The sequence below is a fragment of the Anaerococcus marasmi genome, from assembly GCF_900290195.1.
In the GTDB taxonomy this organism is placed as follows: domain Bacteria; phylum Bacillota; class Clostridia; order Tissierellales; family Peptoniphilaceae; genus Anaerococcus; species Anaerococcus marasmi.
This window is the reverse complement of sequence record NZ_OLMF01000004.1, coordinates 822,000-844,742: the sequence shown is the minus strand read 5'-3', so window position 1 is coordinate 844,742 and position 22,743 is coordinate 822,000. Positions and strand designations below refer to the sequence as shown.

Genomic DNA, 22,743 nt, shown 5'->3' with positions numbered 1-22,743 from the left:
TACTGATACAAAGGCAGGTGATAAAATGACACTTGATTGGTTAGCAGCAGCTATAGTTAAAAATGGTCCGCTAGTAATAATAGCAGCAATCTTCTTGAAGACATATATAGATGATACTAATACGAAAAGAGAGGAGAGGAGAGAAGATAGGCAGTTACAGATAGAAAGTAACCAAAAGCTAATTGATCTTACTGAAAAGTTTGCGGTAAGTACTAATGGAACTAATAGCAAACTAGGCGGATTATCAGAGAAACTAGAGGTACACTCTACTTCTTCTGGAGCTTCCCTTGCTGAGATTAAGCAAGGGGTCAAGAAAATACAAGAGGATGTTACTGTTTTAAATACTAAAGTTGATAATATTATAATTGATAATGAGAAGGACAATGAGGGCTAGCACAAGCTAGTCCTTTTGATGTGCACACGGATATGCACAAGGAAAAGAAAGAATGTTGAAATTTAGCGAAAAACTAATCACAAGCATTATCACAAGGAGGTAATTATGGGAGTAAAAGAAGCACTAGACTGGTATAAAAACCATCACAGATCAAGAGGAATCCACTACGACATGGTGAATAGATATGGGCCTGATTTTTATGACTGTTCATCAAGTCAATACAATGCACTTATAGCAGGTGGAGTCTTGCCAAAAGGAACACCTATAGGTAATACAGAGACACTCTTTAAATTAAAGGGAACTTATTTAGATGAGATCTACAGCTACAAAGATGTTAGACCTGGTGATATCTTTATCAGAGGTGGAGAGGGAACCAGCCTAGGAGCTGCTGGGCACACAGGAATGTTTTACAAAAAGGACGGAATCGTCCACTCTAACTACACTAACGACGGCATTTCATACAACGATGCAGATACTATTGACTACTACCTAGATAGGCAAAGGAGCTGGAATGAGAGATATTTTAGACCTAGATATCCTAACACTTCTAGACCTAGTGTAAGCAAGCCTAAGGCTAATACAGGCGGTAAGAAATTCATCAAAGAAGAACACTGGTCCGCATGGACTCAATGTGCGGTAAATGTCAGAGCAGATGCCAGTACTGACTCTGCTATAGTGGCAACCTACCCTATGGGGGCTAAAATCAACTACGACAGCGTATATGAAGGAGACGGGTATCGTTGGATATCCTATATCTCATGGAGCGGTCAAAGAAGATATGTAGCTTATAGAAGACTTAGTGGAGACACTAGACCGTGGTTAACTTTTTAGTTGACAAATGATACCATATATAGTACTATAATAGCAGGAGGTGAAAAGTATTTGACTAAAAAAGATAAGCTTATCAAGAAGATGAAGACCAGCCCCAATAACATTAGTCCGGACGAAATTGAAAAAGTGTTAGAATGGGAAGGGTTTGAAAGAAGAAAATCCAACGCTGGTAGTCATCAAGTTTTCAAAAGAAAGTCAGACGGTAAAGTTTTTAACTTGGTTTTAGCTAGAAACCCAGTAAGGAAATATCAAGTTGAAGACCTACTGAAAATACTAGATGGGGAGGATTAGCTCCCCTAAGACTAGTCAAATACATTTTTATGAAAGAGTTAAACTATTATTTATCTTTACCATGGAATGTCAAAATTCATAAAGTTAAAGATGAGGATGGCGATTATTACTTTGGGCAAGTTCAAGAAATACCTGAAGTAAGGGCAGATGGAGATACCCTTGAAGAATGCTACAATTTAGTAATGGAAATGCTAGCAAGCAATTTGGAAGTGATGATTGAAGATAAAGAAAAAATTCCAGAACCAGTTGATAAGACATATTCAGGTAAATTTAATTTAAGATTGCCTAAATCACTTCATAAAAAACTAGCAGAAGAAGCAGAGGATGAGGGGATTTCTTTAAATCAATTAGCTTTATATAAATTAAGCATATAAGAATTAAGCGATTACGTTTGTAGTCGCTTTTTTAGTACAGAAATTTAGGAGGAAAAAATGAACGATATACTAACAAATATAATCTTAACAGTACTAACAGCAGCTCTTTTTGTAGGATTAAAATACCTTACAGAATATGTAAATGAAAACAAAGCTAAAATCAAGGACGAAAGAGTAAGAGGAGCTATTGAAAAAGCCCTAGAAATAGTAACACTTGCAGTCAATATCACAAATCAAAACTTTGTACAGGATCTAAAAGATAAAGGAGGCTTTGGAAAGGCGGAAGCAGAAGAAGCTTTTAACTCTACTAAGGTCAAAGTTATAGAAATGCTCGACGATGAAACAAAGAAAATCCTTGAACAGGAATTTGAAAACTCTAACAAGTTCTTAAATGAAGCGATCGAGGCAAAAGTCTGGGAGAGCAAAAATAAAAAATAGTATAATCTAGTAGATTAAAGTATAATGCAATTAACAAGGCAAGTAAAAAAACATCATTATAATTATGAAAGGACAAAAAGTCCTCTGAAATCTCTTGCCCGCCCCGTCTTGATGTTGGTGGGGCTTTTTTTGAATGGTATAATATAAATAAGATGAACTGCCGTGCGGAAGCTGGCACAAATTTTCCCGCCTTGTGGTGGGATTTTTTGTTTGTAGTATAGTATATAAGACTAGTTGGAAAGCGGAAAAGTCCCTCCGTGAGTAGTGGAAAGATAGAAGTGTCTATCAAGGCTGAATTTGAGATAACTTGAGAAGGATTAATGCTAGGATAGAATCCTAAGCACCTGGGGTTATCTCTTTTTTTGTGCGTAAATCCAAAAAAGTGCCAAAATTTGAATTTATAATCTAAATCTTGTCGCGATAATCGAAAATATCGTAAATATCTTCATTTATACTTAAAATTAGTATACCTATAGTATGCCTAAATAATAAAAAACGCTTATATCGCAAAATAGAGCTTAGGCTAGTGATTACAAGGGGTACAGAGTCTCTTAGAAAAAAGTTAAAAATATCTTAAAAAAAAATGAAAAAAAACTTGACATATAACACCCGTGTGATATAATATAAGTAACATAAGAGATACACAAAAGGAGAAATAAATGAAAACAACATTTACAAATCAAGAGTTACAAAATTACAAAGAGGTTAAAAAACTATACAGAATAATCCAGAAAGAAATAACTGATAAATATAAATACGAAGTAGGAATGGCTAGAGTTAATTCTGCTAAAGTAAACAATGCTATAAGCAAAGAAGTTAATAATAGAGGGTATGATTATAAATCTTGGCAAGCTACTGCATTAAAAATTGTAAAATTAAATGAAGAAGATAGGAAAAAAGTAAAAAAAGCACTTGACAATATATAACCCCCGTGGTATACTATAAGTAACAAAGATAAAGATAAACATTTAAAAGGAGATTAAAAATGACAAGAAACAAAGATGTATCTAAAACTAAAGATAAATATGATGAACTAAATAAATCAAATAAAGTGCATGTAAAAAGTTTAGACATGGAAATGGAATTTATGGATTTTTTAAACCTGTTGTGTGACCCTAAAGAGTTCAACAAGGTAAGAAACGAAAGAAACAATTAGCAAATGGTGATTAGACAGTATCTGTAAAATTAGCATAAAAGACTTGACAATATATAACCCCCGTGTTATAATATAAATATAAGATAAAGAAATATAAAAGGAGATTAAAAATGACAGACACAAGAAGATATTTAGCAGAAATTGAAAACCTAGAACAAATTAAAACATTTGAAGACTTAAGCGACTACTTAGCAGAAGATGAACAAGGTCAATACTTTGAAGATGCAGAAGAGTTTGACTGGTGGAAAGAATTAGCAGATGCTATGCAATACCTAGAAGATGAAGATGTAGAATACAATGAAGTAGAACTAACTGAATTAGAAGATTACATCACAGTTGCAAAAGAAAATGGTTTTAGAGCATAATGACTAAATTAAAAACAACAGAGGCTCAACGCAGAGCCTCTAAAAATTATAAAAAAAGAAATCCCGAACAGACAAAAATAAACAGATACAGGTCTAATGCCAAAACTTTTGTAAGACATCATGCAACTAAAAATGATATTGATGATTTGATAGACATTTTTAAAAAGGAAAATCCTAATGGCAAAGAGTAGTAAAGACTTGCCTAGAGGGGTTAGCTACACTAGCGATAGTAAGATATCCCCGTACAGAGCAACATTTACAAAAAATGGGAAAATATTGAGCAAGTACTGCAAAACTCTAGAAGAAGCAATTAAAACTAGAAAAAATCGGGAAAATATTTATGGGAAACCAAAAAATAGAGCCTTAGATAAAGAGAATTTAGAGGGGAAACAATTTGGTAAATTAACAGTAAGAAGGAGGCTTCAGCAGAAAGATAAGTATGGGTCTTTTTATTGGGAGTGCCAATGTGATTGTGGGAATTTTATAAATGTTACATCAAAAAGTTTGAAATATGGTGATGTTGTTAGGTGCAATCAATGCCGTAAAAATTATTTACAAAAATCTGGTGTTAATACTAGGGTATCAGATGTACAGATAGACGGTGTACAAATATTGAGATTTAATGATAAGACATATAAAAATAATAAATCTGGATTTAAAGGTGTTATGTTAGATAAAAGGCACAATAAATATTATGCTCAATTAACTGTTAAAGGAAAAGTTTATACCAAGTCGGGATTTGATACAGCTGAAGATGCTTACTATAACGGCAGACTTGTTTTAGAGGATAAATATCTGCCTCCAAAAGAAGATAGAGAAAAATTAAGAAAAGAAGTTAAGGGTAAGAAAAAAGAGGACTGAGTGTCCTCTTATAGCTCTGTGGGCAACGTGTGGGCAACCTACAAGCAGCCCCAGCCGACCCCACCTAGTGCTAGCAAGTCATCATCTAGCATTGTGTATTTTTTAAATCTTAGCGTCGCTTTTATCCCGCACCAAACATAGACGCTGAGAAATCGGCGTTTTTTTGTGCTTAATTTTAATTAGTATTTAGAAAAACTAGTTTATTTTTAAAAAAAATTTTAAAGTATGACAATGTATTACATTGTAGTATAATATAAACAAACTTAAGGAGGGTTTTATGAGTGTGGTATCTTTAAGATTAAATGAGGAAGAAAAGAGGCTTTTTAAAACTTATTCTAAGCATACAGGAAGGAGTCTATCTGAACTTTTTAAGAGTGCTCTGGCTGAGAAAATAGAAGATGAACTTGATTATTCAACAGGAATTAAGGCTTTAGAAGATTTTGAAAAAGATCCTAAGACTTATTCTATTGATGATCTTATAATGGAATTGGAAAATGACCTATAGGCTTGTAATTACCGCTGATGTTAAGAAAAAGATTAAGAAAATGGATAAACATCTTGGCCTTATGCTCGCAAGAGATATGAAGTCTAAACTGGATGATATTGAAGATCCAAGAAGTATAGGTAAGGCATTGCAAGGTGAATATAAAGGACTTTGGAGATATAGGATAGGCTCTTATAGGGTGATTTGTGAAATTAGAGATTATGAACTTATTGTTTTAGCAATAGATGTAGGCCATAGAAAAGATATATATAGAAGATAATGATATAAGATCCTTTAAGTCTACCAATTGGTGAATTTAAAGGATTTTTTATTTCAAAAATTGTTTTGTTAATGGATTAATTTGCTGAGTATATGCTGTCATATAGTAAAGAAATGTTTTGATTATTGGCTTACCAACCATATACTATATAAAGGACTATAATATTGTGACATAAAATTTATACAGATTTAATAGATATGACAAAGTATCGCCACAAATTTTTAGTATGATATGGTAAACAGGAGGTAGTTTTATGAGAAGAAATAAGTCTGGTGGAGGATTTTCACACTTTATTTCAGCCCTTTTGGGAGCTGTTATCGGTGGCTTTGTTATTTATTTTCTCCTAGGTGGAGCAGCTAATAATGATAATAACATTGCTGAAAGTGAAAATAATCCAAAGCAGATAGAAAGTAAGGAAAATAAGGAAAATTCAAAGAAAGATATAAATATAAATGCGGATGATTCAATCGAATCTGTTGTTGTTAAAAAGTCAATTGACTCTGTGGTAGGAATCAATACGATTTCTGAAGTTACCCAAAATACCTTCTTCGGCCAACAATCTGGTTATGTTGAAGGAATCGGCTCTGGCTCAATTGTTACAGAAGATGGTTATATAGTCACTAACTCTCACGTTGTAAGCAATGGCGATGTGAGCCAAATCAATGTTCTTTTCTCCGATGGCAAGACTAGTGAGGCTGAGCTTGTGTGGAATGATGCAGCTTTAGATCTTGCTATTATCAAGGTTAAAAAGGATAATCTTCCAGCAATTGAGCTAGGAGATAGTGATGAGGTTGGTATTGGAGATAAGGCTATAGCTATCGGAAATCCTTTAGGCTTTGAGCTTCAATCAACAGTAACTAGTGGTATCATTTCAGGTCTTAATAGAACTGTGAAGTTTAATACAGGAGTAAGCATGGATGGTTTAATGCAAACAGATGCTGCCATAAATGCAGGAAACTCTGGTGGTGCCCTACTTAATACCAAGGGAGAGCTTATAGGAATTAATACTGCCAAGGCAGGTAATAGCGACGGAATTGGTTTTGCTATTCCTATTAATATAGTAAAACCAGTTATAGAAAAGGTAAGAAAGACTGGTAAGTTTAATTCAGTTTATCTTGGAATTACTGGCCAATCTGTTGATTATATAAAACAAATTCCAAACTTTAATACCGAAAAGCTAGGAACTGATTACGGCGTATATGTTGTATCAAGCTTTGATAAAAATAGTGATATCGAAGAAGGCGACGTGATAACCGCTATAGATGGTGAGGCTGTAAAGGATATGAACAGCCTAAGAAAGGCCCTACTATCCTATGCAGTAGGAGATAAGGCGAAACTTACTGTCTATAGAGATGGATCTAAGAAAGAAATCGACGTAGAGTTTAATATAGACTCTTCAAACATAGACGAGTTTAATGAGGCTCAACCAAGCGAGAATAATAAGGAAGAAAGAGGGGGTTGGTCCAACCCATTCTTTAACCTTCCATAGAGAGCTGGCCCGGAGGAATCCGGGTCTTTTTTCTATTGGGCCCCTATATTGTCTTGTGAAGATTGTAGCCGAATAAGTCTAAGAGATCCCTCCACTTCGGTCGGGATAAGGGGGGTAGGTCGGGATAGGGGGAGGAGTAAGTTCGGCGGGATAATGGAGGGAAGGACCATATATCCTGTTTTTTATAATTTATTATTATAACCATCAACTCCCTTATGTCGAGCGGAGCGAAGCGCAGTCGAGACAGCTAAAAAGAGATCCCTCCACTTCGGTCGGGATAAGGGGAAGAGGGTTCGCTTGAGGTAAGGGATGATGATAGAAAGCTCCCCTTATGTCGAGCGGAGCGAAGCGTAGTCGAGACATCTCAAAACAATTTTTTCTAGTCAATATTTTTCCTTGACTCACCTTTATAAAGGGTGTATAATGTTTGGGTCAAGTAAAAGACTTGACAGGTGATTTTATGGAAAAAATAGTAAAAGTGGCTCAATTATTTGACATATACGGCGCACTTCTTAATGAAAAACAAAGAGATGTTATTAATTGTTATTATAACGAAGATTTATCCCTACAAGAGATTGCTGACAATACTGATAGGAGCAAGCAAGCTATTTCGGATATGATCAAAAGATCTGAGGATAAATTATTTGAGTTTGAAGATGAGCTTTCTTTACTGAAAAGCCGCGAGGAACTGAAAGATGCTCTTATTAGTATAAGAGAGCTGATGGAAAGTTCAAATTATGAATTGGCAATTAGTAAAATAACGGACGTAATAGACACGATTTAGAGAGGGATGCTATGGTATTTGAAGGCCTTTCGGAAAGACTCCAGGAGACTCTTGGAAAGCTTACAGGCAAAGGAAAATTAAGTGAAAAAGATATAGATGCCGCTATGAGAGAGATAAGACTCTCTTTACTAGAAGCAGATGTTAACTACAAGGTCGTTAAGGACTTTGTAAAGACAATCAAGGAAAGATCACTTGGGCAAGATGTTATGACTTCCCTATCACCAGGACAGATGGTAGTAAAGATCGTAAATGAAGAGCTAACCGCTCTTATGGGTAAGGAAAATTCCAAGCTTGACCTTAAGGGATCTACCCCACACATGGTTATGATGGTAGGTCTACAGGGTTCTGGTAAGACAACCCATTCGGGTAAACTTGCACTTAAGCTAAAGAAGGAAAACAGGAACCCAATGCTTACAGCCCTAGATATCTACAGACCTGCAGCTATAGAACAACTTAAGGTTGTAGGAAAAACTGCTGGTGTAGAGGTATTTGATAAGGATAAGCAAGATCCAGTTAAGACTGCAAGAGAAGCTAAAGATTATGCAAGACTTAACAATCACGATGTGGTTATCCTCGATACGGCTGGTCGTTTACAAATTGATACGGACCTAATGGATGAGCTTAAAAATATTAAAGAAGCAGTAAATCCTGACGAGATACTTCTTGTTGTCGATGCGATGACAGGACAAGAAGCGGTCAATGTTGCAAAGACCTTTGACGATTACCTAGACATCACAGGCGTAGTACTCACAAAGCTAGACGGTGATGCCAGAGGTGGTGCAGCCCTATCAATTAGACAAGTTGTAGGAAAACCAATCAAGTTTATCGGTGTTGGGGAAAAGCTCGAAGACCTTGAGCCATTCCACCCAGATAGGATGGCAAACAGGATCCTCGGCATGGGAGATGTCTTATCTCTAATAGAGAAGGCTGAAAAAGAGCTATCTATCGAAAACGCCAAGGAACTAGAACGTAAGATGCGTGAGCAAACTTACACCTTGGATGACTTTATGGAACAAGTTCAACAGATAAGAAACATGGGACCATTGGAAGACTTACTTGCAATGATTCCAGGAGTTAACTCCAAGATGCTTAAGGGAGTTGATATCGACGATAGGGGATTTGTTAGAATCGAAGCCCTCATAAGTTCCATGACCAAGGAAGAAAGAGAAAAACCTGAAATCATTGGCAAGAGCAGAAAAGAAAGAATAGCCAAGGGTTCAGGAGTTGACATCAAAGAACTTAACAAATTGCTCAAACAGTTCAAAGAACTGAAGAAAATGATGAAGAAAATGACAGGCATGAAAGCCAACAAAAGAGGCAGAAAACTACCGAAAATGCCTTTCTTTTAAGTAAATCAATAGGAGGAAACAATGGCAGTTAAAATTAGATTAAAGAGAATGGGACAAAAGAAAAAACCATTCTACAGAGTTGTAGTAGCAGATTCAAGAAGCCCAAGAAATGGTAAATTCATCGAAGAAATTGGAACATACAACCCAATCTCAAATCCAAAAGAGTTTAGAGTAGACAACGAAAAAGCTAAACAATGGATTCAAAATGGTGCAAAACCAACATCTATCGTTGAAAAACTATTCAAAGACAACGACGTATTAGCATAAGATGAAAGAATTAGTAGAACTAATCGTTAAAGAATTAGTAGAAGATAAGGATGCTGTATCTATCGAAGAAAGTAGAGATGGTGGAGAAGTAGATATACTAATCCACGTTGCAGAATCCGACAAGGGCAGAGTTATAGGAGTTCATGGAAACATCATTAATTCCATAAGAGCCATAGCCCGTGCTTGTGCAATCAAGGAAGATGTTAAGGTCAACATAAGAATATGAGAATAACAGTAGCTGAGGTAATAACAACACATGGAATCAAGGGAAATGTAAAAGTAAAATCATTTTCTGATTATGAGAAAAGATTCGATAAGGGAAGTAAGGTCTACATTGGAGATGAACTTCTCACTATAGAAGAATCCTTCGACCAAAAGGGCCTAAAGGTCATAAAATTTGTCGAATATAACGATATAAATGATTCCCTAAAACTAGTTGGCAAGGACATAACTATAGAAGAAGAAGACTTAGGAGAGCTTAAGGATGATGAATTCTACATCTACAAGCTCATAGGACTTGACACTTACTCCAATGGGCAAAAAGTGGGCAAGGTCAAAGACGTTATATCTGGAGTATATCCAAACGATGTTTATGTCATAGAAACTAAGGATAATAAAGAAATATTACTACCAGCCTTAAAAACTGTTATCACAAATGTTGATATAGCAAATAACAAAATAGAAGTAGATAACCTAAGAGATTATGAATAGAGTTACCATACTTACCCTATTTCCAGAAAGCTTTGACTTCTTAAAGACTTATGGAGTAATAGGAAAAGCAATCGAGAACAATAAACTAGAAATAAATATAGTAGACATAAGAGATTTCAGTAATGACAAGCACAATCACGTAGATGATACAGTATACGGTGGGGCAGCCGGTATGCTTATCAAACCACAAGTTCTATATGATTGTTTGATGTCTGTAAAGAAACCAAAATCAAAAGTCTGCTTCATGTCAGCAGCAGGCAAGAAATTAAATCAGAAATTAGCAATCGACTTTGCAGAAATCAAAGATCTAATAATAATATGTGGCCACTACGAAGGAATTGATGCGAGAATTACCAACCACTATGTCGACTACGAAATATCTATAGGAGACTATGTCCTAACAGGCGGAGAAATCCCAGCCATGGTCCTTATAGATTCAATGGCAAGATTCATAGATGGAGTTGTAGGAAAGAAGGAATCTCTAACCACAGACTCCCACTACAACACTCTTTTGCAACAAGACGAATACACAAAGCCAAGAAACTTCAACGGATACTTCGTTCCAAGCGAGCTTGTAAGCGGAGATCACAAGAAGATAGCCGAGTGGAACAGGAAAAGTGCAATAGAGAAAACAAAAAGAGTTAGGCCAGACTTATACGAGAAATTCTTACGAGAGGAGAGCAAAGATGGAATTAATCAAAAAAATTGAACAAGAAAACCTACGTAAAGAAAACTTCGATTTCAACGTAGGAGATACAATAAGACTAAGCTACAGAATCAAAGAGGGAGATAAGGAAAGACTCCAAGACTTCGAAGGAACTGTAATCTATATCAATGAAGGTGGAATCAACAAATCTTTCACAGTTAGAAGAATCAGCTACGGAGTTGGAGTAGAAAGAACATTCCAATATCATTCACCAAGAATCGAAAAACTTCACGTTGTTAGACGTGGTAAGGTAAGAAGAGCTAAACTTAAATACCTTAGAAATCGTCAAGGTAAGGCAGCTAAAGTTAAAGAAAAAACAAATTACTAATGGTAGAAAAAAACATCGTAAGCGATGTTTTTTTCGATTCTCACAGTTTTTCGAGCAAGCAAAGATTGCGAAGTAAAAACTGATGAGAAACCTTATGTAATTTTTTAGAAGTGATGCGAGGAAAACGAGCATTGCTTCTAAAAAGATTACTTTCCTTACAAAATCTCTGAAAAAGATTCTGAATTTAACATTGGACTTTTGTTATATAAGCAATGGTCCTTTTTAATTTTAAATTTTTCTGATTTTTCAAAATACAACCAATTATCCTGATAGAATGAGATTATTCATTTATTATCCGCCTGATTTATGATATTATTATATTAAATTATAGATACATAGGGGCTAAGATGACAGACAAAAGAAAAGAATTTGGCAAAAAACTAATAGAAATAAGGGAAATAAAAGGTCTTAGGCAATCTGATGTAGCAGAAATTGCAAATTTGAGCCAAAGATCTATAGGAAGACTTGAAAGAGGAGAGATTGAATCCGCATCTGTAGATAGCTTAATAGAGTTGTCTAAAGCATATGGAATTGATGTTCTGAGTTTATATAAGAAATATATCTATGGGAATTTGTGCATTTTAGAAGATATAAAAAAATCACTTGATATCAATGCCGTATTTTTAAGCAAAGAAACAAGAACGAATTTATTAGATAAAATCAACTCGATAAAAGATAGTAGAGATCTCCAAGCAAAAAGATATGAGATAGACTTACTGGAACTTTTTATTAGATATCTTAACGCTGAAGTAAGCGATGAGTATTTAAAAAATCATTTTGAAGACCTAAGCTCGTCAAAGATAAAGAGGGGAAATTTTTCTACTGTAGACTTATATCCTATAGAACTACGTATTTTATTAAATATAGCTACAAGTTCAAAATCTTTTAAAAACATTGATTCACTAGAAATACTTGAAAAGTGTAAAAATCAAAATAAGGACTCTATGATAAAAATAGCATCTTGCAATAATCTTGCAAATTTCTATAAGCATTATGGAAATTTTAACAAAACAATTGAAACAATAAATGAAGGATTAATATTATCAAGTGAGTTATCTTCAATAGATGGACTAATTTATCTTAATTTTGTAAAATTTATAACTCTTTATAGAGCAAATGAAAATTATGAAAAAAGTTTGCATTCAACTATTATTCTTTCAAAATATAGCAAAAATTTAAAACTTAGTATGGCAATAAATGAGAAAATAAACAAAATTATTTACAAACCTTAAAAAAAGTAGCTAGATTAAATTCATTTTTAAACTAGCTACTTTATTATTTGTCAAATCGGTGAGTAACATTCAATGCTTTTTATATCTATATCATCTTCGTTGCCATAAATAGCATAGGATACATTAGTAAAGCATATATAAGTTATTGCAAATAAAGAAATAAAGAATAAGAATCTCTTAAGCTTTTTTATAAAATCACCTCCTAATATTTATTTATCGTAAATAATTTTAATCCTAAAGATTAGTATTCCTTGACAAGTCACAAATAACAAGATTAATTATATTTCTTGATATTTAATGGTTTGCCTTATATAAATCTTAGTTAATAATATCTTGATTGTCAAAGGCATATGTGCCTTTGAAATTTGCCCTAATTTGATATATTATAAAAATAAGTAAAAGGTGAATACAATAGACTATGATATCTGAACTTAACATAGTATAAAACATTAAGTGAAAAATTAAAGCACATAATCGCTAGTTATATGCTGAAAATATTGATTATACTAATAAATACTTATTATACAATTTGTGATGGAGGATAAATGAGCAAAGAAAAACTTAATAATAACATTAGATGGATGAAAATAAATGGTATACCTATAATCGGTAACACATCTACGTCTTCAATAATTGGTCTTAATAAAAATGGATATGATTTAATTAAAAATATTGAAGAAGATGGTTGTGATATTGAAAAAATTAAATTCGAAAATCCAGAATTAACGGCAGCACTTATTGAAGGAGGATATTTTAGTGATTTAGAAAATGGAATAGAATCAGCGTATTTACATGTAACTCACAGATGTAATTTACATTGTGTAGGCTGCTATTCATTTGAAGATATGAGGAATAGTCTATTAGATTTAGATACAGAATCAATGAAGCATATATTGGATGAATTAAAGTCAGTTGGAGTTAATAACTTAGTCATTTCTGGAGGGGAGCCGTTTTTGAGACAGGATATATTAGATATAATGAAGTATGCAAAGGAAGATTTATCTATATCGAATATAAATCTAATTACAAACGGAACTATTAATAATATTGACTGGAAGAAACTAAGTAGCTACATTGACTTTATATCATTTTCTTTGGATTCTTATAAAGAAGACCTATGCTTCATAAGAGATGAAGGAATATTCAATAAAACAATGGATAATATAAAAGAAGCTCAAAAATATTTACCTACTAATATTATTGTGACCATACATAAGAAGAACATAGATTACTTAGATGAATATAAGAAAATAGTAGATAATTTAAATGTTTCTATGAATATAAGCTTATTTGTTAGTAAAGATGATGAGATGTTTTCAGATTTCATATTAGAAAAGTCAGATTATGAAAAGTTATCTAGAATTACACAAGAGTCAAACTTTAGAGTTCTTGATTCATCAATCGAGGGACAATTAGGGTGTAGGGAATCATGTGGTGCTGGAAAGAGCATTATAAGTATTGATGCTGATGGAAATGTAACTCCTTGCCATATGTTTTTAGAGAAAGATTTTATATTAGGAAATGTTCAAGAAAATAGATTGAAAGATATATTAGATCAAAGCAAATTAAATCCTGTAGTAGAGTTTACTGTAGATGATATAGATAGTTGCCAAGAATGCCAATATAACTACTTGTGTGGTGCGGGATGCCGATATAGAGCGTATTGCACCGATGGTAACATTACTAGCGTTGATCCGCTTTGTGGGACTTATAAAGCCTATTTTAGTAGCTTTTTTAATTCCCTTTAACATACGGAAATTTATTAAAAGAGGAGGTGAACCAAATGTTATTTTCAAGCAATAATAAAAAAGGATGTGGAACATTTAAAGTTTGGAGGATACCAGTAACAGTTGGAGTGTTCGGAGTATAATTAAATTAAGATACTAGGTCCACAAATTAATTTAGGTGTTTGTGGACCTAGATTTCTTATAAGGGAAATGAAATAAATTAGGAGAAAGACATGAATAAATCTATTTTCTTAAAGGCTATAGATTTTGGTAAGATCTATTGTGGCAAGAAAGTATTGTCTGATGTGAATTTTGAAATTAAAGAAGGAGAAATAATAGGATTACTTGGTAAAAATGGTGCTGGTAAATCAACTTTATTGAAGGCAATAACTGGAATACACCCTTATGAGCAAGGAACCATTGAGGTCAATGGAAAAGAATTAAAGTCAAATTATGAACTTGTTAAAGATTTTGGAGTATTAATAGAGAGTAATTTTTTAAACTATTTGACAGGCTATGAAAACCTAAAATTATTGCTTCAATTGGATGAAAAAATCGAAAATGAAAAACTTGATGAAGAAATAGATAGAATATTAGAAATAGTAGAATTAAAGGATGCTAAAAAGAAGAAAGTTAAGGATTATTCATACGGTATGAAACAGAGGCTTGGACTTGCCCAAGCTTTATTAACTTCAAAAACCTTTACCGTTCTTGATGAACCTTTTCTTGGACTAGATCCAATAGGAAAAGATATAGTAAAGAAGGCTATTTCAAACAAGGCTAAAGAAGGGGTTCCGATAATATTTTCTAGCCATGATTTAGATGATGTTGCAGAAATATGTGACCATATTATTTTAATTAAAGACGGTACTGTATCTTATGATGGTCCTATGAAAAAGAGAATTGAGTTTAGGCTGATTCTTGATAAAGTAAAAAAAGATGTTTTTTCAGGATATAAGAATATCCAATTTGAAGATAATAATGTAATATGCTTATTAGATGAAGATGAGCTGGTAAATGACTTTCTTTCATGTATTATCAACAATGATATGAAAATAATAGAGATAGAAACAAATGATAGATCATTGGTAGATATGTTTTATGAGGAGCTAAAATGAGGTTATTGAAAGTAGAAAGATATAAAAATTATCATAGGACCGAGTTTTACATATCCTTTTTGACGCTTTTAGTACCTTTGATATTTGCTTATAGCATCGTTTACACAGATATGGCTACCCAAATGGAATACGATAAAGCTGGAGGAATTTCGATATTTACCATGGTATCAGTATGCTTAGGTATGGCTTCAAGTATCGGTATATTTCATATATTTTATTCAGTTATTGCTGCTAACTCTTTGGCATATGAATTAGAAAGCGGATATTATATGATGTACTTTCCGAAATTACAATCAAAAACTAAGTTGTTGAGGACAAAGCAAAGAGTTGTTACTGAATCTTTGTTAATAACTTTAGTGGCATTCATTGTAATTGCGATTGTGATATTAAAACTACTCGTAAAGGATGATGGTATAATAACCAGCAAATTCTTTGACCAATATAGTTTTTACATGGCGATGTCAATGCTAGCAATTGTATTTGAACTGGTAGCATTTGTGAATTTAAGTTTGGTTTTAGGCTTATTTTTCAGAACCTTGCAAACAATTGTTATATCTGTGGCTTTGTTTTATGGTCAAATATTAGGATCTTCAATCCCTATAATTAAGTATTTGATGCCGAAATATCATTTACAAAATATTTTAGACTTTAATGATTGGATAAATTATTCTCAGGTACTAAAGATTACACTGACATCTATAGGAGTGAGTTTAATTATATTGCTAGTGGTTTCATATATTGGACATAAAAAGATAAAAAATGACTACATCTAATAAAAATCATTTGAAAAATATGACTATATCAAAAAAAATAAAAAACTTTTTTGTTAAGAAAAAATTAGAAATTTTCGATTTAATAACAATTGTAATTGGCTCAATGTCAATAACAGGTATATCCTTAGTTTTATTATTGACCTTAACTAGAAACGCAAGTGATACAAATGTTATTATTTTTTCGGCTTTTTCTTTATTACTTGGTTTTATAATTTTTCCAATCTATATTTTAAAGAAAGAATATAGCTTTAACTACTATGAATTAGGTATAAAAAAAATCAAAATAGATTTTTATTTTATATTAAAATCAATTATAGCTATAGTGATATTTTATCTTTTATCCAAAAGGTACGATAGCGATAAGCTCTTAAATCTTGTTATATTGCAAAATATAAGTGTATCTATTGCTGAAGAATTTCTATATAGAGGGATAGTTACATTCATATTAGAGAAGATGGTAAATAAGAGTATAGTAGCACACGTTATATCTGGATTAATATTTGTATTTGTATTACATTCAGGGGCTGGTTTTTTAGAAAACATAATTTATAGATTACCTATAACAGCATTCCTATGTGCCATATACTATAAATTTAGAGACTTAAAAAATAATATCGTTATACATTGGCTATATAATATTTATGCGAGTAGTCTTATTTAATGATACAAAAGGAGAATAATATGAAAAAAACATCAATTATAGTATTGATTTCTAGCTTACTAGCAATGTTTTTTATGAATCTATTATCAAATAATTTAAACTTTGTTACATACTTAGTGATAGCAATCTCGCCTATATTGCTAGGAGCTATATATATAGTAAAGGGAAAGAACGATGGAATAATTTATAATTTTCATTGCAGCTTGCTCGATACAATCATTTATACTCTAGTTTATGGAGTTGGTAGTTATCTATTTTATCGAAGAGGGGGATACAAAACCATAGTAGAGAATAGCTTAGATTTAGGTTCCCAAAACATTGCAATCGGAACAGTTGAAGGTCTGGGCATTGGAGACTTGCTTTTACCATTCTTCGTAACTTTAATAATTTTCTATTTATCAGGTAGAAAGAGTCAAAGAAATGAAGTCAAATAAATTAATTGATAAAAAAACATTACTAAAGCCAATAATTGTATCATTTATTCATTCTGCTTCAATCATTGGCTTTAGCCTTTCCATGTCGGCTATAATAGACAATCTTGGTAAAAAGAATTTCAATCAGTCTAAACATTTCATATTTATTTCATTAGGAATTCTAATTTTACAAGCAATTTTTTACTTTATCCATATAAAGGTTGATAATAGATGGGTTAAAAATAGGAATATAGAAATAAAAAATAAATTAGTAACTGGTTGGTATGAGCAAATGTATGAGAACTTTTTAAGAGAACAGAAGCTAGGTATAAATAGTTTTTTTCTTAAGGATCTTGATATTATAGAAAGCGACTATTTAAGGTCAATCCTAGATATTATTACTAATCTGTCGCTATTAACTTTATCTTTGATAAGTCTACTTCAAATTCATAAGCTGTTTATTATTTTGCTAGTAGGTTTAGTATTAATCAGTTCATTGGTCACAATAACTTTCTCAAAGAAAATAGAACATTCAAATAATACTTATTTAGAAAGGGTAAAAGAAATGAGTGACAGCTTAAATGAATTTGCCAATGGATTTGCGATTATGAAGTTTTTTAAACTTAGTGGAATGGTGATTAATAAGATGAAGATGAAAATAGATTATCAAGAAATAGCAAGAGAAAGTAGAATGAACTTAGCACAAGTAGCTAATGGAACCATAATGAAGTCAACCTTGTTAATACATTTGATAGGTTATGCTTTGGGGGCCTGGTTGATATATAAGGAACAGCTTTCCATAGGATTAATGATAGCTAGTATAGAATTAATTGGTTACTCTTTTGAGCCTATTGTCTCTATTACAGGTGCATTTACTCAGATTAAAGCATGTGATAGCATTATTAAAAGAATTAAGTCTATAATGGACAGCAAAAATCCAAAAGGAAAATCAATTAAAGGGGAAATTAAAAGAATATCTGTTAATGATTTGAGTTTTACATATGAGGCAGCAAAAAAAACTACTATTGATAATTTCAATATGGAATTTTCAATGGGAAAATCTTACGCTATTGTAGGTAAAAACGGCAGCGGGAAATCTACTTTGTTAAAGATTTTAGCAGGTCTATACAAAACTTATAGAGGAACTATAAACATAGAAGATATAGAGTATAAGGAGATTTCAGAGAAATTAATATTTGATAGAGTTTCATATATACCTCAGTCATCTTTTTTGTTCTCTGGGACTTTATCAGAAAATTTCAATTACAATATAAATGAAGATGTCATAGATAGTCTTCGAGCTTTCAACATAGATTATATTAATAAATATGAGACTATAACTAATCTATCAGGTGGAGAGCTTCAGAAACTTTCTATTATCAGAGCTTTGAACAAAGATGCCGACATTATTATTGCTGATGAACCGACTTCTGCGCTAGATGATGAATCAAAAACTGTATTTTTTAATTTACTAAAAAACAGCGAGAAATTATGGATAGTTGTAACACATGATTCTAGGGAGTTAGATAAATTTGATCATGTTATAGATTTAAACGTATAAAAAATGAATGTATTCACGAACTGAACATTAAGTAGCAAGAAGGTAGTCTGTGATTAATTCAGTCAGAAATTTAGGGAACTAAAGAAACTATTAGTGTACGAATAATCATATTTACTAACAGGATCTGATAAACCTATTCATGGGTAAGCAGTAATTCATTCTTACTGAATTTGCTGTTTAAGTTAAGAAAGATTGAATGAAAATTCAAATGACTTGTTAAGAGAAATAATATCCATAGAAAGTCCTTGAACTATAAAATATCGTTAGTAGAATTATGAATTTGTTGTATTCTGTCTAAGTGAATTAGATAATTGGAAAATATAAATAATTATTCGATAAATTATTTTCTTGACAATATTATAAATTATAAGTCAAGTCCATAATATTGTGTAAATTAAACTAGCACAATATTTACTATTTCATTCTAACATACAATTTAGAAGATGTTATCCAATCCTCATTGATATCAATGAGGATTGCGCCTATTAGGCGCATGGCTGAATCTTCGTTAGGAAATATTCTAACGACTTTTTCTCGTCTTCTAACTTCTTGATTTAATCTTTCTAAGCAATTTGTTGACCTAAGTCTACTATGAATTACATCGTTAGCTAGATATGCAAAAGCATCTTCAAATCCTTCATCTAAGGTGTTTAAGGAGTTTTGAAATTTCTTTTCATTTTCGTATTTTAAGAATATTTCATCTTTCAATTTTCTTGCCAAGTTTATATCTTGGATTTTAAACAGAGTCTTGATATCATTCCTAGATTCTTCAGTGTTTTTCTTTGGTGCTTTCGATAGGATATTTCTTAAGAAATGTACCTGACATCTTTGCCATATTAAATTTATGATTGTTTCTTTTATTGCTTTTACTAGCCCTTTGTGAGCATCTGATATTACCATTTTGAGTCCAGATAGTCCTCTAGATTTTAAATATTCAAAGAAGTTTGACCGGGAGTATTCACTCTCGCTAGAGCTTAGGTCTAAGCCTATGATTTCTCTATTTCCTTTTTCAGTTATTCCTATTGCAATATGACAAGCCTTTGATACTACACGATTGTTTTCCCTTACTTTTATATATACTACATCTACCATTATGTAGGGATACATAGTAGCACTTAGGTCGCTATTTCTCCATAGTTTTACTTCTTCGTCAAGTTCTTTAGTTAGGGATGATACAAAGGATTTAGAATATGTCTTGCCGCACATATTTTCTATTACTTTGGATACTTTTCTTGTTGATACTCCTTGAATATACATTTCTAGCATGGTTGGAATTAGTGCTTTTTCATTTATTTGATATCTTTCAAAAGACTTGTGCCCTGAATTTACCATCTCTTGTTCTAGGCACTCTTAAGGTTAATGTTTTTATTTTAGTTGTGTAGTCGCGTTCATAGTAGCCATTACGATAGCTAGTCCTATTAGAATCCCTTTGATAGGCTTTGTTATTTAAATATTCATCTCTTTCTTTTTCCATAAGTTCATTAAAAACTTTTGTTAAGATAGATCTAGCAATTTCATTATCTACAGATTTATTAATTAAATTTTGTATTTCTTCTTGATTAATTGTAAAGTGTAATTGGGTCATTTGTTCCTCCTAGTTGGTTTTTGTTGGTTAAAAGCATTGTACTAGTTTAGGTTTCAAATGACCTTTTCTTTTTACACAATTATACGGACTCTATCCACATATGCATTTGAAATATTTATCATAATATCGTATTATTTTTATAAGTTATATTTTAAATATATACATTCACATACATTAAATGATCAAAATAATTTCAAAATGGAGATCTTATGGAAATTACATTAAATAATATAAGTAGATATTATAAAAATAGACTAGCGGTAGATAATTTTACATGGACGATTAATTTCGATAATAATAATATTTTAGCCTTGATTGGTCCGAATGGAGCAGGTAAGACTACTATTCTAAAAATTATATCTGGAATTTATTATTTCGAAAGCGGAGAAATACATTCATCTTTCCAAGCTAAGGACTATCCTATCTGGGCAAGGGATAATATATCCTTCCTGCAATCAGGAGACAGGGGTCTAAGATTTAGAAATTCGGTTTATGACAATGTTAGATATTTCGGAGCATTGAAAGGAATAGATTCCAAAAGGGTAAAGGAATTGTACGATACTTATAGCAAGCTACTATCTATGGAAGAATTTAGAAATAGAAATGTAGGAGACCTATCTACTGGTGAGAAGAAGAAAGCTTCTTTGTTGTGCTGCCTGTGCTCAGATAGCAAAATAATCATTCTAGATGAGCCTTCTGATGGACTTGATATAGATGCCAAGCTCAACTTACAAAATATAATACTAAAAGTATCTAAAGATACAGATAGAAAATTTATAATCTCAACCCATGACCTTGATTTTATAAGTGATATCGCAGACAACTATACGTTTATATCGAAAGGCAAAAATACATATCAATATTCTTCACAAATGACCAATGATGAAATAAGAGAAATGTTTAGGGAAATTAACTCAATTATTTAGGAGAAAGTATGGACTATATAAATTTAATCAAAACTGAACTTAGTTTGGATATAAAAAAGATAAGAAGTTATAGGGTTAGTTTCCTAACAGATATATTAATATTTGCCATAGTATTATTTTCGATATTTATAACAGGTCTTGACTCGGCCTTTGCTGACTCTTATGGAATAGATATTAATTCAGGGAAAATGATAGTTCTCATTGGTTTTATATTTTGGCAAATATCGACAACTGCCTTAGGTTGGAGCTCAGCTAATATTAGGGGACAGTCAGTATCGGGAACTCTTGAATTAAAAATGCAGAGCAAATATTCGGCAGAACTACTACTCTTTATTGAGATGCTTACATATTTAATAATAAGCTTTTTAAGCTTTTTCGTTATTTTCCTAATATTTATTCTATATATAAAGGCAGATACAAAAGATATATTATACATACTCTTATCTTACCTAGTAGCTTTCCCTGCTCTAATAGGAATGTACGGACTTGGACTATTATTAGGAGGTATATCTCTAATAGAAAAAGAAATAGGAAGCCTAGTATTTATTTTACAATCAGTGTTGATTTTTTTATCAGATATGATAGAAGTGAGAAGCAGACTATTTAACATAATCCCATTTAATGCAGGCATAAAAATAATGAGACAGATGTATCTTGGACAGAGTATAGAAAGCTCTTTAATAGTAGATTATTTGATCTCTAATACAGTATGGATAATTCTGGGAGTGATATGCTTTAGATATCTATTAAAAAGGGTCAGAACAAGCGATTCTTTTAATAATTATTAGATGATTGTATTAATAATAAAGACATGAGATATTATTTAAAGCGGATAATTAACAAACTTCAAGCCTAAAAAATATATTGGAGAGTAAAATAATCAATTAAGTATATCATATTTAAATCTCAGGACAAAAGTTGCAATGTTTTCCATTGTATATACAGCGGTCTTATTTGCTCTAACTTCCTATACTTGGAAGAGGGCCATATCTTATATCAGTCTGCTTATAGTTAGAGAAAATTTTCGTTTATTATTTATCTATTTCGGGTAGGATTTTAATAGATAGAAGGAGGGATTATGAAATTTGTTAGGTTAGTGTTTTTGACTCTTATATATTTTATCTTAGTTGAGCTTGGGACTTTTCTTTTAAGGAGAAAGAATAAGGGAATTGATTTTGATCAAAAGAAGAGGTCATTTCTAGTTATATGTTTTGCCCTTATAACTAATGGGCTTATTTGAGTACTTTGTGAGAGGATAGATAAGTAAGCAGATGATTTAGAATCTTTAGTCAAGAAGTATAGGAAGGGGATTAACTCTTCCTATAATCTTCGGGCTTTTGGGGACAAATGTGAACCACCCGCCTTATCCATTTGGTCTTCTTCTAATGCTTATCTTTAATATAGGCTATGAGCTTCACTTTGAGGGAAAGATTATATCTAAGAAAAAATTAGCTCTCAATCTCCTCTTTCTTATATTATTTGTAGTATTAACCTTATCCTTTCCGGAAGAAAATATCCCTACGAATAATAAGAATTTTAGTCTATAGATCTGGGCTTAAGTTGCCTAGGTCTTTTTTCTTGTAAAAGTATAGCTATTTTATGTATAATATATAGAAGAGAATACGGAGGAGATATAATG

Annotated in this window: 30 protein-coding genes and 1 pseudogene; 30 read left to right on the top strand and 1 reads right to left on the bottom strand. The window is 32.1% G+C overall.

Going from position 1 to position 22,743, the window contains the following annotated elements; all coding sequences use genetic code 11:
• Nucleotides 1–25: 25 nt before the first annotated feature.
• The 27 genes from C7D97_RS04370 to C7D97_RS04245 all read left to right on the top strand — a co-directional run bounded on the left by C7D97_RS04370 (nucleotide 26) and on the right by C7D97_RS04245 (nucleotide 18,593).
• On the top strand, nucleotides 26–394 hold the full coding sequence (locus C7D97_RS04370) for a hypothetical protein (protein ID WP_105300900.1): 369 nt from the start codon (nucleotides 26–28) through the stop codon (nucleotides 392–394).
• Nucleotides 395–499: 105 nt separating this feature from the next.
• Nucleotides 500–1,225, top strand: a complete 726-nt coding sequence (locus tag C7D97_RS04365) for a peptidoglycan amidohydrolase family protein (protein WP_105300899.1) — start codon at nucleotides 500–502, stop codon at nucleotides 1,223–1,225.
• Nucleotides 1,226–1,276: 51 nt separating this feature from the next.
• Nucleotides 1,277–1,516 carry a hypothetical protein gene (locus tag C7D97_RS04360; protein WP_158679114.1) on the top strand — a complete coding sequence of 80 codons (240 nt, stop codon included), beginning with the start codon at nucleotides 1,277–1,279 and terminating at the stop codon, nucleotides 1,514–1,516.
• Between the two features lie 29 nt (nucleotides 1,517–1,545).
• Nucleotides 1,546–1,890: a type II toxin-antitoxin system HicB family antitoxin gene (locus tag C7D97_RS04355; RefSeq protein ID WP_205408053.1), complete on the top strand. Its 345-nt coding sequence runs from the start codon at nucleotides 1,546–1,548 to the stop codon at nucleotides 1,888–1,890.
• A gap of 57 nt (nucleotides 1,891–1,947) precedes the next feature.
• On the top strand, nucleotides 1,948–2,328 hold the full coding sequence (locus C7D97_RS04350; RefSeq protein WP_105300896.1) for a protein-tyrosine phosphatase family protein: 381 nt from the start codon (nucleotides 1,948–1,950) through the stop codon (nucleotides 2,326–2,328).
• Nucleotides 2,329–2,987: 659 nt separating this feature from the next.
• A complete protein-coding gene (locus C7D97_RS04345; RefSeq protein WP_105300895.1) occupies nucleotides 2,988–3,254 on the top strand; it encodes a hypothetical protein in 267 nt (88 codons plus the stop codon).
• Nucleotides 3,255–3,313: 59 nt separating this feature from the next.
• A complete protein-coding gene (locus C7D97_RS10500; protein ID WP_158679113.1) occupies nucleotides 3,314–3,484 on the top strand; it encodes a hypothetical protein in 171 nt (56 codons plus the stop codon).
• Between the two features lie 110 nt (nucleotides 3,485–3,594).
• Complete coding sequence (locus tag C7D97_RS04340; RefSeq protein ID WP_105300894.1) at nucleotides 3,595–3,849, top strand: hypothetical protein; 255 nt, start codon at nucleotides 3,595–3,597, stop codon at nucleotides 3,847–3,849.
• Nucleotides 3,849–4,040 carry a hypothetical protein gene (locus tag C7D97_RS04335; RefSeq protein WP_105300893.1) on the top strand — a complete coding sequence of 64 codons (192 nt, stop codon included), beginning with the start codon at nucleotides 3,849–3,851 and terminating at the stop codon, nucleotides 4,038–4,040. The genes C7D97_RS04340 and C7D97_RS04335 overlap by 1 nt, the downstream gene beginning before the upstream one ends.
• A complete protein-coding gene (locus C7D97_RS04330; RefSeq protein ID WP_105300892.1) occupies nucleotides 4,027–4,710 on the top strand; it encodes a hypothetical protein in 684 nt (227 codons plus the stop codon). Before C7D97_RS04335 ends, C7D97_RS04330 begins: the two co-directional genes overlap by 14 nt.
• Nucleotides 4,711–4,987: 277 nt before the next feature.
• Nucleotides 4,988–5,215, top strand: a complete 228-nt coding sequence (relB, locus tag C7D97_RS04325) for a type II toxin-antitoxin system RelB family antitoxin (RefSeq protein WP_105300891.1) — start codon at nucleotides 4,988–4,990, stop codon at nucleotides 5,213–5,215.
• Nucleotides 5,205–5,474, top strand: coding sequence for a type II toxin-antitoxin system RelE family toxin (locus C7D97_RS04320; RefSeq protein WP_105300890.1), 270 nt, complete (start codon nucleotides 5,205–5,207; stop codon nucleotides 5,472–5,474). The genes relB and C7D97_RS04320 overlap by 11 nt, the downstream gene beginning before the upstream one ends.
• Before the next feature lie 253 nt (nucleotides 5,475–5,727).
• Nucleotides 5,728–6,963, top strand: coding sequence for a S1C family serine protease (locus tag C7D97_RS04315; protein WP_105300889.1), 1,236 nt, complete (start codon nucleotides 5,728–5,730; stop codon nucleotides 6,961–6,963).
• A 460-nt stretch (nucleotides 6,964–7,423) separates the two neighbouring features.
• Nucleotides 7,424–7,747, top strand: coding sequence for a YlxM family DNA-binding protein (gene ylxM / locus C7D97_RS04310; protein ID WP_015778227.1), 324 nt, complete (start codon nucleotides 7,424–7,426; stop codon nucleotides 7,745–7,747).
• Between the two features lie 11 nt (nucleotides 7,748–7,758).
• Entirely contained in the window at nucleotides 7,759–9,096 is a 1,338-nt protein-coding gene (ffh, locus tag C7D97_RS04305) for a signal recognition particle protein (RefSeq protein ID WP_015778226.1), read from the top strand.
• A gap of 21 nt (nucleotides 9,097–9,117) precedes the next feature.
• On the top strand, nucleotides 9,118–9,363 hold the full coding sequence (gene rpsP, locus C7D97_RS04300; RefSeq protein ID WP_015778225.1) for a 30S ribosomal protein S16: 246 nt from the start codon (nucleotides 9,118–9,120) through the stop codon (nucleotides 9,361–9,363).
• 1 nt (nucleotide 9,364) lies between these two features.
• Entirely contained in the window at nucleotides 9,365–9,589 is a 225-nt protein-coding gene (locus C7D97_RS04295) for a KH domain-containing protein (protein WP_105300888.1), read from the top strand.
• Entirely contained in the window at nucleotides 9,586–10,074 is a 489-nt protein-coding gene (gene rimM, locus C7D97_RS04290; protein WP_105300887.1) for a ribosome maturation factor RimM, read from the top strand. The genes C7D97_RS04295 and rimM overlap by 4 nt, the downstream gene beginning before the upstream one ends.
• On the top strand, nucleotides 10,067–10,783 hold the full coding sequence (trmD, locus tag C7D97_RS04285; protein WP_105300886.1) for a tRNA (guanosine(37)-N1)-methyltransferase TrmD: 717 nt from the start codon (nucleotides 10,067–10,069) through the stop codon (nucleotides 10,781–10,783). The genes rimM and trmD overlap by 8 nt, the downstream gene beginning before the upstream one ends.
• Nucleotides 10,761–11,108 (top strand): 50S ribosomal protein L19, encoded by a 348-nt coding sequence (gene rplS / locus C7D97_RS04280; RefSeq protein WP_105300885.1) that lies wholly within the window; start codon nucleotides 10,761–10,763, stop codon nucleotides 11,106–11,108. Before trmD ends, rplS begins: the two co-directional genes overlap by 23 nt.
• 347 nt (nucleotides 11,109–11,455) lie before the next feature.
• A complete protein-coding gene (locus C7D97_RS04275) occupies nucleotides 11,456–12,340 on the top strand; it encodes a helix-turn-helix domain-containing protein (RefSeq protein ID WP_105300884.1) in 885 nt (294 codons plus the stop codon).
• Nucleotides 12,341–12,885: 545 nt separating this feature from the next.
• Nucleotides 12,886–14,088 carry a radical SAM/SPASM domain-containing protein gene (locus tag C7D97_RS04270; protein WP_105300883.1) on the top strand — a complete coding sequence of 401 codons (1,203 nt, stop codon included), beginning with the start codon at nucleotides 12,886–12,888 and terminating at the stop codon, nucleotides 14,086–14,088.
• Between the two features lie 212 nt (nucleotides 14,089–14,300).
• Nucleotides 14,301–15,185, top strand: a complete 885-nt coding sequence (locus tag C7D97_RS04265; protein WP_105300882.1) for an ABC transporter ATP-binding protein — start codon at nucleotides 14,301–14,303, stop codon at nucleotides 15,183–15,185.
• Nucleotides 15,182–15,958 (top strand): hypothetical protein, encoded by a 777-nt coding sequence (locus C7D97_RS04260; protein WP_105300881.1) that lies wholly within the window; start codon nucleotides 15,182–15,184, stop codon nucleotides 15,956–15,958. Before C7D97_RS04265 ends, C7D97_RS04260 begins: the two co-directional genes overlap by 4 nt.
• The gene (locus tag C7D97_RS04255) at nucleotides 15,945–16,619 is read left to right on the top strand and encodes a CPBP family intramembrane glutamic endopeptidase (protein ID WP_105300880.1); all 675 of its coding nucleotides are present in this window, start codon (nucleotides 15,945–15,947) and stop codon (nucleotides 16,617–16,619) included. Before C7D97_RS04260 ends, C7D97_RS04255 begins: the two co-directional genes overlap by 14 nt.
• Before the next feature lie 20 nt (nucleotides 16,620–16,639).
• Nucleotides 16,640–17,053 (top strand): hypothetical protein, encoded by a 414-nt coding sequence (locus tag C7D97_RS04250; RefSeq protein ID WP_105300879.1) that lies wholly within the window; start codon nucleotides 16,640–16,642, stop codon nucleotides 17,051–17,053.
• A complete protein-coding gene (locus C7D97_RS04245; RefSeq protein ID WP_105300878.1) occupies nucleotides 17,040–18,593 on the top strand; it encodes an ATP-binding cassette domain-containing protein in 1,554 nt (517 codons plus the stop codon). The genes C7D97_RS04250 and C7D97_RS04245 overlap by 14 nt, the downstream gene beginning before the upstream one ends.
• A 414-nt stretch (nucleotides 18,594–19,007) precedes the next feature.
• Here C7D97_RS04245 and C7D97_RS04240 read toward each other — a convergent pair.
• Nucleotides 19,008–20,178, bottom strand: a pseudogene (locus C7D97_RS04240) (IS256 family transposase).
• Between the two features lie 209 nt (nucleotides 20,179–20,387).
• Between C7D97_RS04240 and C7D97_RS04235 the strand changes: the two are divergent.
• The 3 genes from C7D97_RS04235 (at nucleotide 20,388) to C7D97_RS10495 (ending at nucleotide 22,344) form a co-directional block, all read left to right on the top strand.
• On the top strand, nucleotides 20,388–21,104 hold the full coding sequence (locus C7D97_RS04235) for an ABC transporter ATP-binding protein (protein ID WP_105300877.1): 717 nt from the start codon (nucleotides 20,388–20,390) through the stop codon (nucleotides 21,102–21,104).
• An 8-nt stretch (nucleotides 21,105–21,112) separates the two neighbouring features.
• Complete coding sequence (locus C7D97_RS04230) at nucleotides 21,113–21,892, top strand: ABC transporter (protein ID WP_105300876.1); 780 nt, start codon at nucleotides 21,113–21,115, stop codon at nucleotides 21,890–21,892.
• Between the two features lie 290 nt (nucleotides 21,893–22,182).
• Nucleotides 22,183–22,344, top strand: a complete 162-nt coding sequence (locus C7D97_RS10495; RefSeq protein WP_158679112.1) for a hypothetical protein — start codon at nucleotides 22,183–22,185, stop codon at nucleotides 22,342–22,344.
• The last annotated feature ends 399 nt before the right edge of the window (nucleotides 22,345–22,743 follow it).

Coding starts and splice junctions, on each gene's coding strand:
- C7D97_RS04370 (WP_105300900.1), top strand. CDS start 26: ATGACACTTGATTGGTTAGCAGCAGCTATAGTTAAAAATGGTCCGCTA.
- C7D97_RS04365 (WP_105300899.1), top strand. CDS start 500: ATGGGAGTAAAAGAAGCACTAGACTGGTATAAAAACCATCACAGATCA.
- C7D97_RS04355 (WP_205408053.1), top strand. CDS start 1,546: ATGAAAGAGTTAAACTATTATTTATCTTTACCATGGAATGTCAAAATT.
- C7D97_RS04350 (WP_105300896.1), top strand. CDS start 1,948: ATGAACGATATACTAACAAATATAATCTTAACAGTACTAACAGCAGCT.
- C7D97_RS04345 (WP_105300895.1), top strand. CDS start 2,988: ATGAAAACAACATTTACAAATCAAGAGTTACAAAATTACAAAGAGGTT.
- C7D97_RS10500 (WP_158679113.1), top strand. CDS start 3,314: ATGACAAGAAACAAAGATGTATCTAAAACTAAAGATAAATATGATGAA.
- C7D97_RS04340 (WP_105300894.1), top strand. CDS start 3,595: ATGACAGACACAAGAAGATATTTAGCAGAAATTGAAAACCTAGAACAA.
- C7D97_RS04335 (WP_105300893.1), top strand. CDS start 3,849: ATGACTAAATTAAAAACAACAGAGGCTCAACGCAGAGCCTCTAAAAAT.
- C7D97_RS04330 (WP_105300892.1), top strand. CDS start 4,027: ATGGCAAAGAGTAGTAAAGACTTGCCTAGAGGGGTTAGCTACACTAGC.
- relB (WP_105300891.1), top strand. CDS start 4,988: ATGAGTGTGGTATCTTTAAGATTAAATGAGGAAGAAAAGAGGCTTTTT.
- C7D97_RS04320 (WP_105300890.1), top strand. CDS start 5,205: ATGACCTATAGGCTTGTAATTACCGCTGATGTTAAGAAAAAGATTAAG.
- C7D97_RS04315 (WP_105300889.1), top strand. CDS start 5,728: ATGAGAAGAAATAAGTCTGGTGGAGGATTTTCACACTTTATTTCAGCC.
- ylxM (WP_015778227.1), top strand. CDS start 7,424: ATGGAAAAAATAGTAAAAGTGGCTCAATTATTTGACATATACGGCGCA.
- ffh (WP_015778226.1), top strand. CDS start 7,759: ATGGTATTTGAAGGCCTTTCGGAAAGACTCCAGGAGACTCTTGGAAAG.
- rpsP (WP_015778225.1), top strand. CDS start 9,118: ATGGCAGTTAAAATTAGATTAAAGAGAATGGGACAAAAGAAAAAACCA.
- C7D97_RS04295 (WP_105300888.1), top strand. CDS start 9,365: ATGAAAGAATTAGTAGAACTAATCGTTAAAGAATTAGTAGAAGATAAG.
- rimM (WP_105300887.1), top strand. CDS start 9,586: ATGAGAATAACAGTAGCTGAGGTAATAACAACACATGGAATCAAGGGA.
- trmD (WP_105300886.1), top strand. CDS start 10,067: ATGAATAGAGTTACCATACTTACCCTATTTCCAGAAAGCTTTGACTTC.
- rplS (WP_105300885.1), top strand. CDS start 10,761: ATGGAATTAATCAAAAAAATTGAACAAGAAAACCTACGTAAAGAAAAC.
- C7D97_RS04275 (WP_105300884.1), top strand. CDS start 11,456: ATGACAGACAAAAGAAAAGAATTTGGCAAAAAACTAATAGAAATAAGG.
- C7D97_RS04270 (WP_105300883.1), top strand. CDS start 12,886: ATGAGCAAAGAAAAACTTAATAATAACATTAGATGGATGAAAATAAAT.
- C7D97_RS04265 (WP_105300882.1), top strand. CDS start 14,301: ATGAATAAATCTATTTTCTTAAAGGCTATAGATTTTGGTAAGATCTAT.
- C7D97_RS04260 (WP_105300881.1), top strand. CDS start 15,182: ATGAGGTTATTGAAAGTAGAAAGATATAAAAATTATCATAGGACCGAG.
- C7D97_RS04255 (WP_105300880.1), top strand. CDS start 15,945: ATGACTACATCTAATAAAAATCATTTGAAAAATATGACTATATCAAAA.
- C7D97_RS04250 (WP_105300879.1), top strand. CDS start 16,640: ATGAAAAAAACATCAATTATAGTATTGATTTCTAGCTTACTAGCAATG.
- C7D97_RS04245 (WP_105300878.1), top strand. CDS start 17,040: ATGAAGTCAAATAAATTAATTGATAAAAAAACATTACTAAAGCCAATA.
- C7D97_RS04235 (WP_105300877.1), top strand. CDS start 20,388: ATGGAAATTACATTAAATAATATAAGTAGATATTATAAAAATAGACTA.
- C7D97_RS04230 (WP_105300876.1), top strand. CDS start 21,113: ATGGACTATATAAATTTAATCAAAACTGAACTTAGTTTGGATATAAAA.
- C7D97_RS10495 (WP_158679112.1), top strand. CDS start 22,183: ATGAAATTTGTTAGGTTAGTGTTTTTGACTCTTATATATTTTATCTTA.